General features: G+C 70.8%; 4 protein-coding genes. 1 reads left to right on the top strand and 3 read right to left on the bottom strand.

Translation table 11 applies throughout. The features are described 5' to 3' along the window. Positions 1 to 345: 345 nt before the first annotated feature. Positions 346 to 1,227: a LysR family transcriptional regulator gene (locus tag VGD70_RS31485; RefSeq protein ID WP_331087807.1), complete on the bottom strand. Its 882-nt coding sequence runs from the start codon at positions 1,225 to 1,227 to the stop codon at positions 346 to 348. 70 nt (positions 1,228 to 1,297) lie between these two features. On the opposite strand from VGD70_RS31485, the gene VGD70_RS31490 reads away from it, so the two are divergent. Continuing rightward, entirely contained in the window at positions 1,298 to 2,461 is a 1,164-nt protein-coding gene (locus tag VGD70_RS31490) for an MFS transporter (RefSeq protein ID WP_331087810.1), read from the top strand. On the opposite strand, the gene VGD70_RS31495 is transcribed toward VGD70_RS31490, so the two are convergent. After that, entirely contained in the window at positions 2,444 to 3,220 is a 777-nt protein-coding gene (locus VGD70_RS31495; protein WP_331087812.1) for a hypothetical protein, read from the bottom strand. The genes VGD70_RS31490 and VGD70_RS31495 overlap by 18 nt on opposite strands. Before the next feature lie 39 nt (positions 3,221 to 3,259). Continuing rightward, positions 3,260 to 3,862: a hypothetical protein gene (locus tag VGD70_RS31500; RefSeq protein ID WP_331087814.1), complete on the bottom strand. Its 603-nt coding sequence runs from the start codon at positions 3,860 to 3,862 to the stop codon at positions 3,260 to 3,262. Positions 3,863 to 4,617 lie beyond the last annotated feature (755 nt).

Here is a 4,617-nt window from a genome sequence, read left to right on the forward strand (position 1 = left end):
TAACGCCGGGCCGACGGCGTCAATGGCGCTACGCGTCGCTGCGCGATGGTCGCAAGCGCCCACCATTGACACCGCCGACCCGGCGCTACGAGATAGCAGGGGCGAGAGCGACGGTGGGTTGTAGGTGCCGGAGGAGAGCCGCGGACGCGGCAGCGCGGCCAGGATGAGTCGACATCCTGACCGCGCTGTGCGGACCATGATCAGGCCGTCTCCAGGCCGTCTGGGCTCGGGCAGACCCGACAATGCGCGAGAACTAGCCACAGACGTTTGTGCAGCTCAGCGGCAGGATCAGGCCATCGAGCTGGCCAGCCAGAACTCGCCGGCATTACATCGCGATCTGGCTGGCTATGTATCTGTGAGCAGGGCCAGGAAGGCGTTGATCGACGGGCGGCGCAGGCGGTCCCTCGTCGTCGCCAGGTAGAGGGGCCAGCGGAGGTCGGCGTCGGGGAGTTCGTGGCGGGTTGTCGTCTTCGGGTTCGACGGGATGGTCGCCGGGACGAAGCCGATGCCCAGGCCCGCCGCGACGAAGGCCGGGACCCAGGCCGCGTCCGCCACCTCCAGGGCCACCTCCCGGGTCAGGCCCGCGCGGTTGAACGCGGCGTCCACAACGGTCCTGTTGCCGAAGCCCGGTGGGGCGTCGATCCACGTCTCGGCGGCTACGTCGGCCAAGGTCAGGGGGCCGGCGGCCAGGGGGTGGGACACGGGCAGGAGCAGGGCCAGCGGGTCGCGGGCGATCGGGTGCAGGACCAGGGTCGGGTCGGCCAGCGACACGAACGCCACGTCCAGCGAGCCCGCGTGCAACGCCTCCACCAGGTCCGCCGACCCACGCGGCTTCACCCGCAGCCGCACCACGACCAGCGGGTGCACCGCGCGGTAGCGGGCCAGCAGCGTCGGCAGGTCCACCGGCCCCACCGAGCTCATCACACCCACGTTCAGCTCACCACGCAGCTGCCGGCCACCGCGTACGACCTCGCGGGCCACCCTTGCGTTCTCGATCAGCGCGCGGGCCTCGGGCAGCAGCATCCAGCCCGCTTCGGTGAGCGTGGGCCGGCCGGGACCGCCCGAGCGCTCGAACAGAGGCGCGCCCAGTTCGCGCTCCAGTGCCTTGATCGTGCTGCTCACGCCGGACTGCACGACGTGCAGGTGCGCGGCCGCCGCGGTGAACGTGCCGTGCTCGACGACGGCGAGGAAGTACTCGAGCTGACGCAGCTCCACGGCTGGATCCATCCGCTCTGAGGATCGAAACCATCCGACTTTATCGCTTTTCACGAACGACGAACAGGCACACGCTGGAGTTGTGAACGAACAACGCGGCTTCTGGGTCGTCGCGGCGACCTTCCTGATCTCCATGGCCTTCTCGACCGTGCCCACTCCGCTGTGGCCCCTCTACCAGGCGACGGACGGCTTCTCGACCGTGATGATCGCGGTCGCCTTCTCCGCCTACGCCGTGGGCGTGCTGATCAGCCTGTTCCTCGCCGGCCACCTCTCCGACTGGGTGGGCAGGCGCCGGCTCCTGCTTCCGGGCGTCCTGACCGAGGCACTCGCCGCCGCGTTGTTCATCGGCTGGCACTCGCTGGCGTTGCTGATCGTCGCCAGGGTGATCAGCGGGCTCGGCATCGGACTGATCACCGCCACCGCCACGGCCCACCTCTCCGAACTCGGCGCGCGGGCGTGGCCGGGATCGACCCGCACGGCGTACGTCGCGACCGCAGCCAACCTCGGCGGGCTCGGCCTCGGAACGCTGGTCTCCGGGACCCTCGCGCAGTACGTGCGCGGCCCGCTGACCACCGTCTACGCCGCGTTCCTCGTCGTCCTGCTGCTCTGCGCGCTCGGCATCGCGTTGGTGCCGGAGACCGTCACCCAGACCGCGCGGCCCTACCGGCCCCAGCGCGTGTCGGTGCCGCGCCCGGCCCGGCCGCGCTACCTGGTCGTCGCCGCCGGCGCGTTCACCGCGTTCGCGCTCTTCGGGCTTTTCACCTCGCTGGCCCCGAAGATCCTCGCGACGAGCCTGGGCGAGGCGTCGGCGGCGGTGTCCGGGCTGGTGTCCTGCGTGGTGTTCCTGTTCGCCGTGCTCGCTCAGGTGGGTCTCGGCCGGCTCGGCACCGACCGGCAGCTGACGGTCGGGGTCGGTGCGCTGCTCGCCGGTTTCACGGTGCTGCTGGCCGGCAGCGTGGCCGGGTCGCTGTGGCTGTTCCTGCTCGCCGGCGCGCTCGGCGGAGTGGGCGCGGGGCTGCTGTTCAAGGGCGCCATGGGCGCCGCGGCCCGGATGGCCAGCCCGGGCGCGAGGGGTGAGGCGGCCGCCGGGATCTTCCTCGCCGCCTACCTCGGTCTCACCCTGCCGATCCTCGGGATCGGCCTGGCCACGCAGGTGGTCTCGCTGGCCACCGGGCTCACCGTGTTCTGCGCGGTGATCCTCGTCCTGCTGGCGCTCGTCGGCACCGGCCTACGCCGTACCGCCTAGCTGCCTCTCCTCCACCGTCCACAAGCGACGGACCGCGCGGGCGCCCAGGACGGCGGCCATCGCGACCACGCAGTAGATGCCGGCGACGAGGTCGATCGTGAGGTACGGCGCACCGAGCACGTACTCCTGGGTGAGGCTCCAGTCGATCGGCATGCCGGCGAGGATGTTGGCGAACGCGAGGAGCAGGTTGATCGTCAGCGTGATCGCGGCGACCGAGAAGCCGCCGAACAGGAAGAGCCAGTACGGCGCCGCGAGGCAGAGCCAGGTCGGGATCGTCGAGCTGCCGGCCCGGTAGGCGAGCACCAGGATCAGGACCGACAGCAGGACGTAGGTCGCGGAGATCCAGTCCATCGCGAGGAACCGGGAGAGGAAGCCGGCGTCGGTGAACAGCAGCGGCGAGCTGCCGTAGGCCGCGTCGAGCGCGGCCCGGCGCACGGGGTCGAACGGCGTCGCGATGATGCTGCCGCCGACGTAGCTCAGCCGGACCATGAATACCTGCAGCACGAGCACGGCGACCGTCGTGGTGAGCGCGAGCGCGATGCGCGCCGGGCGCTGCCGGACCAGCCAGCTGCCGCCGCGGGTGACCGCCTCGCCGACGACCGCGGCCCCGCGCACGACCTGCTTGCCGCCCGAGACCCAGGACTGGATCGCGAAGACGGCGAGCACGAGCGCGACGAAGTAGCCGTTGACCCCGAGGAACTGGAGGATCTGGCCGAGGACCGTGGTGAAGTCGGGAACGGGCGAGCTGACCGGCGGCACGCCCGGACCATCGTCGGACGTGCCGCCGGCGTATCAGTGCTACAGCTCGGGGCCCTTCGCGCGCAGGTCGTCCACCTTGGACATGGCCTCGCGCAGCTCCGACAGCCACTCGTCGGCGTGCTCGCCGACCAGCCGCACCGCCCAGGCGAGCGCCTCGGAGCGGGAGCGGGCCACGCCGGCGTCGACCAGCGTGTCGAGGATGAGCCGCTCCTCCTGGCGCAGCCGGGTCATCACCGGCACGGACAGGGTGGTGAACAGCTCTTCGGTGTCGCCGAGCTTGGCGCCCCACGCCACCTTGCGGCCGTACTTGTGCTCCGCCTGCCGTGCGATCTCGATGCGCTCGTCGCGGGTCTCCTCGCGGAACCGGCTGATCCGGCCCGACTCGGCGGCCGCGCGCGCGGCGTCGTCGGCGAACTCGCCCTCGAGCGGCGGCAGCTGCCCGACGACGGTGATCTCCTCCCGATCGACGACGACCATCGGCGCCTCGGTGAACCAGCCCTCCGGCAGCCGCCCGGAGAACCAGGCGGACGCGTCGTCGGCGGAGGGAAGGTCGGCCTGCTGCCAACCGCCCCGGCCCCGGCCGCGTCCACCGGGTCCGCCCCAGCCACGCCCCGGTCCCCAGCGATGCCCTCTCGGACCCATGAAACCCACCCCGCATCTTCCGAACATGACAGCCTCCAACCGGCTGACTTACATAATTACAAGGTTACGCCGGTCATGGGATTGCGCCAGGACGTTCACTCGGGGCGGAAAGGTGAAGTCGGGAGCCGGGCCTCGCGCGGGAGCCAGGAACCTCGCGCCGGAACCCTCATGCCCGGGCCCGAACCGCGCGCACAAACCGAAACCTCGCGCGCACGCGCACGCACGATGGCAGCCCCCGCCCACTCCGGGGGCACCCCGTATCGCCAGTCTATCGGTGGGTACCGACACAAAGGGGGCTGAGCTGCGGAGTTGTGGATGGTTGGGCCGGTTGTGGATAACTCCGGCCGCGGGCCGGACGTTGCTCCAGGGTCGGGCCAGCACCTCGCCGCGGGTGGGCGAGGCTCGTGGGCGCGGGCCACGCGGCGGGTGGCGCGGGCCAGGGAACGGCTTCGCCGCGGGGTTAAGGCCTGTCTCGTAGATCATCGGGTGAAGTCCTGCACCGACCACCGGAACCTCAGGGGACCGTGACGGCACCCAGCCACCATCCACCTCGATACCCGCACTATTCGCCGGGACGCAACGCACACTTTTAAAACTCGGAGAGGCGGACTAGGCCCAATGCCGGTCGTTTAGTTCGCGAGGCAGCCGATAGCCTGCGGTTTGTGGATCTTGAGACGGGTGCTGATCCGGGGTGTGGTCTGGTTGACCGGGCGGCCATTGGTGTGCTGACTCGAACGTTCCCGGTCGGGTTGGTT

The sequence above is a fragment of the Actinophytocola sp. genome (assembly GCF_036402745.1).
Lineage (GTDB): Bacteria > Actinomycetota > Actinomycetes > Mycobacteriales > Pseudonocardiaceae > Actinophytocola.

What these genes read in the sequence shown, in the direction of transcription:
- VGD70_RS31500 (WP_331087814.1), bottom strand. Translation starts at nt 3,862, where the DNA reads ATGGGTCCGAGAGGGCATCGCTGGGGACCGGGGCGTGGCTGGGGCGGA.
- VGD70_RS31485 (WP_331087807.1), bottom strand. Translation starts at nt 1,227, where the DNA reads ATGGATCCAGCCGTGGAGCTGCGTCAGCTCGAGTACTTCCTCGCCGTC.